The following is a 5561-nucleotide window of genomic DNA, read 5'->3' on the forward strand; positions in this document are numbered from 1 at the left end:
CAACGAGAACATCCGCCTGCAGTACCGCTACCTCGACCTGCGCCGCGAGCCGATGCAGAAGAACCTCAAGCTGCGCTATCGCGTCTCCAAGCTGATGCGCGACTACCTCGACGCGCACGGCTTCATGGAAGTCGAAACGCCGATGCTGACGCGCTCCACCCCGGAAGGCGCGCGCGACTACCTGGTGCCGAGCCGGGTGCACGACGGCATGTTCTACGCGCTGCCGCAGTCGCCGCAGCTGTTCAAGCAGCTTTTGATGGTGTCGGGCGTCGACCGCTACTTCCAGATCACCAAGTGCTTCCGCGACGAGGACCTGCGCGCCGACCGCCAGCCCGAGTTCACCCAGGTCGACCTCGAAACCTCGTTCATGGGCGAGGAGGCGATCATGAACCTGGTCGAGGGCATGATCCGCGACATGATGCAGAAGGCTCAGGACATAGCCCTGCCCGCCGCCTTCCCGCGCATGACCTACGCCGAGGCGATGAACAAATACGGCTCCGACAAGCCTGACATGCGGGTGACGCTGGAAATCGTCGACGTCGGCGACGTCATGAAGGAGGTCGCGTTCAAGGTCTTCTCCGGCCCGGCCAACGACCCCAAGGGCCGTGTCGCCGCGCTGCGCATTCCCGGCGGCGCCAGCTTGAGCCGCGGCGAGATCGACGGCTACACCGAGTTCGTGAAAATCTACGGCGCCAAGGGGCTTGCCTACATCAAGGTCAACGACGTCACGCAACTCAACGAAGCCGGCCTGCAGTCGCCCATCGTCAAGAATCTCTCCGCAGCGTCGCTCGCCGCGGTGATCGAACGCACCGGTGCTGCCAACGGCGACCTCATCTTCTTCGGCGCCGACCGCGCCAAGGTGGTGAACGACGCGCTCGGCGCGCTGCGCCTCAAGATCGGCCATGAAAAAGGCCACGTTGACGGCCGCACCTGGGCGCCGCTGTGGGTGGTTGATTTCCCCATGTTCGAATACAACGAGGACGAGAACCGCTGGGATGCGCTGCACCATCCCTTCACCGCGCCCAAGGACGGCCACGAGGACTGGCTCGCCACCGATCCGGGCCGCTGCCTGTCGAAAGCCTACGACATGGTGCTGAACGGCTGGGAAGTCGGCGGCGGATCGGTGCGCATCCATCGCCAGGACGTACAGGAGAAGGTGTTCGCCGCGCTCAACATCGGCGAGGAGGAGCGCCGCGAGAAGTTCGGCTTCCTGCTCGACGCCCTGCAGTACGGTGCGCCGCCGCACGGCGGCCTGGCGTTCGGGCTGGATAGACTGGTGACGCTGATGACCGGCGCCGAATCGATCCGCGACGTCATCGCCTTCCCCAAGACCCAGCGCGCCTCCTGCCTGATGACCAATGCGCCCAACGTGGTCGACGAGAAGCAGCTGCGCGAACTGCACATCCGCCTGCGCAACGTCAATCCAGCGGACAAGGCGGCTTGAACCGTTTTTTCATCCGCGAATACCCTTCTCGGCATTCGCGGACAAGGATTTTGCAATGAAATTCGCCGACACCCTGAAAACCCTGCCCGAATTCGCGGGCGACAAGCTGGTGCTGACCGATGCGGCAGGCGCTGAAGTTGCAACCATCGCCAATGCCCCCGGCACCGCCGGCTCGTTCCGGGTGTATGCGCATCTCGCGCAGCAATACGGCGCAATCGACGCCGAGGCTGCCGCCGAGGGGCTGGCGATTTTCGCCGAGCACACCGAGGACGCCAGCACGCACCCCGGCAAGCATCCCAATATCGACCGCTTGATCGCCGTCCTGGCGACGGGCATCCCGCTCAACGCACGCATCGTTTGATCGCATACAAGATCCCCGTTTCGGTGCTGGTCGTCATCCACACGGCGGACGGCCAGGTGCTGCTGCTGGAGCGCGCCGACGCGCCGGGATTCTGGCAGTCGGTCACCGGTTCGCAGGACGCCGGCGAAACGCTGGAGCAGACCGCGATCCGCGAAGTGCGCGAGGAAACCGGTCTCGACGCCGGCAAGTTCGCGCTGACGCCATGGGGCATCGAAAACCGCTACGCCATCTACGAGCGCTGGCGCCACCGCTATGCGCCGGGCGTGACACACAACACCGAACACGTGTTCGGTCTGCAATTGCCCGCGCCGCTGCCGGTCGTGCTGGCGCCGCGCGAGCATCTGCGCTGCCTGTGGCTGCCGTGGGCAGCGGCGGCGGAACGCTGCTTTTCGCCCAGCAACGCGGCAGCCATTCGCCTGCTGCCCATGCGTTTATAATGAATAGATGGAATTTCCGCTGCATATCGCCAGCTACAACATCCACAAGGGCCTGTCGCAATTCAACCGGCGGTTGACGGTGCACGAGTTGCGCGACCGTCTCGGCACGCTGGGTACCGATATCGTGTTCCTGCAAGAAGTGCAGCACAGCCACGGCCTGCGCGCCAGCCGTTTCCAGCACTGGCCGGGCCGGCCGCAGCACGAGTTCCTGGCGGGCCATGTCTACACCGACTTCGCCTACGGCAAGAACTGTGTCTACGACACCGGCCATCACGGCAACGCCATCCTGTCGCGCTACAAGATCCTGTCGTGGGAGAACGAGGACATTTCCTCCCATGCGTACGAAAGCCGCGGCATGCTGCATTGCGAGATCGAAGTGCCGGGGATGGCGACGCCGGTTCACTGCATCAACGTGCACCTGGCGCTGAACGAGGGCGGGCGCAGGCGTCAACTGGCGCAGATCGCGGCGCGCGTGCGCAAAATGGTGCCGGACGGGGCGCCGCTGATCCTGGCGGGCGACTTTAACGACTGGCGCGTGCGTGTCGGCCGCTATTTCGAGGATGAACTCGGGCTGGTCGAGGTGTTCGAGAGCCACCACGGCAGGCCCGCTCGCAGCTATCCGTCCATCCTCCCCATGTTCCAGCTCGACCGCATCTATGTGCGGCGCTTCAGCATCGAGGCCGCGCATGTCCACACCGGCAACGCCTGGCACCGCATTTCCGATCACGCCGCGCTAAGCGCCAAACTGCAACCGGCTGGATGACCGCACACAACCGCTTGCGCGCGCTGTTTTTTCGCGGCGTCGAGCTGGTTCCCGGCAACCGGCTGCGGCTGCTGCAAAGCGGCGCCGAATTCTTCCCGGCGCTGATCGCGGCGATCGATGCCGCGCGCGCCGAAGTCCATCTCGAAACCTATATTTTCAGCGCCGACCCGACTGCCGGGGCCGTGCGCGATGCCCTGATCCGCGCCGCGCAGCGTCGCGTGCGGGTGCGCCTGCTGATCGACGGCGTGGGCTCGCGCGAACTGCCGGCCGCCTGGCTGGATGCGCTCGCAGCGGCCGGAGTCAGCGTGCGGGTCTATCGACCGCTGGTGAACGGCTGGCGCGCCAATCCCAAGAGCCTGCGGCGGTTGCATCGCAAACTGGCGGTGATCGATGCGCGCATCGCCTTCGCCGGCGGCATGAACCTGATCGACGATTACGAGCCGGTACGTTTCGCTGCGCCACGGCTCGACTACAGCGTCGAGTTGCAGGGGCCGCTGATCGCGCAAATCCACCGCAGTGCGCACCACCTGTGGCGGCTGGTGGCCCTGACGCAGCTGCAGCCCGATGATGAACGCAAGCAGCCGCCGCTCGAGCCGTCGTGGCCGACCGATGGCCGCGTGCGCGCCGCCTTCGTGGTGCGCGACAACTTCGTCCACCGCCGCGACATCGAGCGCAGCTACCTTGCCGCGCTGGCGCTGGCGCATGAAAGCATCCTCATCGCCAACGCCTACTTCCTGCCGGGAAACCGTTTCCGCAAGCTGCTGAAAAAAGCCGCTGCGCGCGGCGTGCGGGTGCAGCTGCTGATGCAGGGCCATACCGACCACCGTTTTTATCAGGCCGCTTCGCGCGCGCTGTACAACAACCTGCTGATGGCCGGCGTGGCGATCTACGAATACCAGGCCAGCGAATTGCACGCCAAGGCGGCGGTGGTCGACGGCCACTGGGCCACCGTGGGCTCCAGCAACATCGACCCCTTCAGCCTGTTGCTGGCGCGCGAGGCGAACATCGTCGTCGACGACGCGGACTTTGCCCGCGACCTGCGGCAGCGGCTGCAGCAGGCCATCGCCCAGTCCACCCCGCTTGATCCCGCCGACTGGCGGCGCCGTTCCTGGCCGCAGCGCATGCGGTCGCGGCTGGCCTACGGCATCGTGCGTCTGTTGCTGGGGGTGACCGGGGTGGGGCGCCGGGTGTGAGGAGGCAGCAGGGTCGCCCCGGCCAGCAAGCGATCCGCTACAGCTGCGCCGGCTTGAAAGTGTCGCACTGCCCGGGATCGCCGCGCTGCATGCCGCGCTTGAACCAACGCATGCGCTGTTCCGACGAGCCGTGGGTGAAGGATTCCGGCACCACGAATCCGCGCGCCTGTTTCTGCAGACGGTCGTCGCCGACCCCGGCCGCGGCCGCCAGCGCTTCCTCGGTGTCTCCCGGCTCCAGAATCTGACGCTGCTTGTTGGCGTGGTGCGCCCACACCCCGGCAAAGCAGTCGGCCTGCAGCTCCATCCGCACCTGCAGCGCGTTGCCCGCGGCTTCGCCCGCGCGGCTGCGCGCCGCGTGCACCTGTTCCGACACGCCCAGGAGCGTCTGTACGTGGTGGCCCACCTCGTGCGCCACCACGTAGGCCTGCGCGAAGTCGCCCGGCGCATCGTGGCGCTGCGCCAGATCGTTGAAGAAGCTCATGTCGAGATACAGCTTCTGGTCGCCCGGGCAGTAGAACGGCCCCATCGCCGCCTCGGCGAAGCCGCACGCCGACTCCACCGCGCCGGAAAACAGCACCAGCTTCGGCTGCCGGTAGCGCTGGCCCGAGCCCTGGAACAGCGTGCCCCACACGTCTTCCGTGTCCGCCAGCACCACCGACATGAAGTCCTTGAGTTTTTCCTCTTCCGGGCTGAACGCCGCCGGCGGCTGTTCGGCCTGCGTCGGCGCCAGCGTGCCCGCCTGGTTCAGCACCACCGCCGGGTCCACCCCGAAATACATCGCCACTAGCGCCAGGATAATCGCCCCGATGCCACCGCCGGCGATCCCCTTGCCGCTCACCCGCATGCCGCGCCGGTCCTCGATGTTGTCGCTGCGTCGTCCGCGTTCCCAGCGCATGGTGTGCCCTCCCATCGTTCGCTTGTCCGCCTCATTCTAGCTCCGGACATGCGCGACTTCCCCGGGAAGCGTCCCGGGCCGCATACCGCAGCACCATGCTATGAGGTGTCTTCATGGCCACGGCCGTGCTGACTTTGCGTCTTCCCGTAGAAATCAAAGCCAAACTCGACAAGCTCGCGCAGGCCACCCATCGCTCCAGATCGTTTCTGGCGGAGGAAGCCATCGTGCGCTGCGTCGACCTGGAAGCCTGGCAGATCGGTGAAATCGAACAGGCGATCCAGGAAGCGGACCGTGGTGATTTCGCTCCGCCTGCCGACCTGGCGAAATTGCTGAAGAAATATGCAGGTTAAATGGCTGCGCCGCGCCCTGCGCAACCTGAAGCAGGAGGCAGCCTACATCGCACGGGACAATCCCCAAGTGGCGGCCACAGCTGGTGGCGGAAGCGGATGCCGCCACGCGATTGCTGAC

Annotated in this window: 7 protein-coding genes; 6 read left to right on the top strand and 1 reads right to left on the bottom strand. The window is 66.0% G+C overall.

Translation table 11 applies throughout. From position 1 onward, the window contains the following. From aspS to clsB, 5 genes are all read left to right on the top strand, one after another. A partial coding sequence (aspS, locus tag BGO62_RS12335) for an aspartate--tRNA ligase (RefSeq protein WP_296642871.1) occupies window positions 1-1444 on the top strand: 1444 nt, incomplete at its 5' end. Between the two features lie 55 nt (window positions 1445-1499). Beyond that, entirely contained in the window at window positions 1500-1805 is a 306-nt protein-coding gene (locus BGO62_RS12340; RefSeq protein ID WP_296642875.1) for a DUF2322 family protein, read from the top strand. Further along, window positions 1802-2242 carry a dihydroneopterin triphosphate diphosphatase gene (gene nudB, locus BGO62_RS12345; RefSeq protein ID WP_296642878.1) on the top strand — a complete coding sequence of 147 codons (441 nt, stop codon included), beginning with the start codon at window positions 1802-1804 and terminating at the stop codon, window positions 2240-2242. Before BGO62_RS12340 ends, nudB begins: the two co-directional genes overlap by 4 nt. Window positions 2243-2249: 7 nt before the next feature. After that, complete coding sequence (locus BGO62_RS12350) at window positions 2250-3005, top strand: endonuclease/exonuclease/phosphatase family protein (RefSeq protein WP_296642879.1); 756 nt, start codon at window positions 2250-2252, stop codon at window positions 3003-3005. Further along, the gene (clsB, locus tag BGO62_RS12355; protein ID WP_296642882.1) at window positions 3002-4198 is read left to right on the top strand and encodes a cardiolipin synthase ClsB; all 1197 of its coding nucleotides are present in this window, start codon (window positions 3002-3004) and stop codon (window positions 4196-4198) included. Before BGO62_RS12350 ends, clsB begins: the two co-directional genes overlap by 4 nt. Before the next feature lie 37 nt (window positions 4199-4235). On the opposite strand, the gene BGO62_RS12360 is transcribed toward clsB, so the two are convergent. Further along, window positions 4236-5093, bottom strand: a complete 858-nt coding sequence (locus tag BGO62_RS12360; RefSeq protein ID WP_296642884.1) for a neutral zinc metallopeptidase — start codon at window positions 5091-5093, stop codon at window positions 4236-4238. A 113-nt stretch (window positions 5094-5206) separates the two neighbouring features. Here BGO62_RS12360 and BGO62_RS12365 point away from each other — a divergent pair, with 113 nt between their 5' ends. Next, window positions 5207-5443, top strand: coding sequence for a ribbon-helix-helix protein, CopG family (locus BGO62_RS12365; RefSeq protein ID WP_296642886.1), 237 nt, complete (start codon window positions 5207-5209; stop codon window positions 5441-5443). The last annotated feature ends 118 nt before the right edge of the window (window positions 5444-5561 follow it).

The sequence above is a fragment of the Thiobacillus sp. 65-1402 genome, assembly GCF_001897685.1.
Taxonomy (GTDB): Bacteria; Pseudomonadota; Gammaproteobacteria; order Burkholderiales; family Thiobacillaceae; genus Thiobacillus.